The 278-nt window shown below is 62.2% G+C and carries 1 pseudogene; it reads right to left on the bottom strand.

Going from position 1 to position 278, the window contains the following annotated elements:
• Positions 1–278, bottom strand: a pseudogene (locus tag KVS69_RS19445) (hypothetical protein); the annotation flags it as partial.

Genomic DNA, 278 nt, shown 5'->3' with positions numbered 1-278 from the left:
GCGATCTACGCTGCCCGTGTACAGCAGGAGCGCCGTTCCCAGCGTAGGAAGAAGGGCCGCGTAACCGGGGAATCCGCTCGACTCGTCGAGGGACACAATGGACAGCCCTACCAACGCAACGCCGACCAGGCTTGCCAGGAACCCCAGCACTGACGGTATCTTCTTGATGTCGGTAGTCAGCCAATAGGCGAGGCCCCCGACCATCAGTTCACCGGCACGCGTGGGTAACATGTAGTAGGCAAACGACGGGGGCGAGTGGGTCAGCGCCTGTCCAAGCT

The sequence above is a fragment of the Stenotrophomonas sp. GbtcB23 genome (assembly GCF_019091045.1).
GTDB classification, from domain to species: domain Bacteria; phylum Pseudomonadota; class Gammaproteobacteria; order Xanthomonadales; family Xanthomonadaceae; genus Stenotrophomonas; species Stenotrophomonas rhizophila_A.
This window is presented reverse-complemented; position numbering and strand designations above follow the sequence as displayed.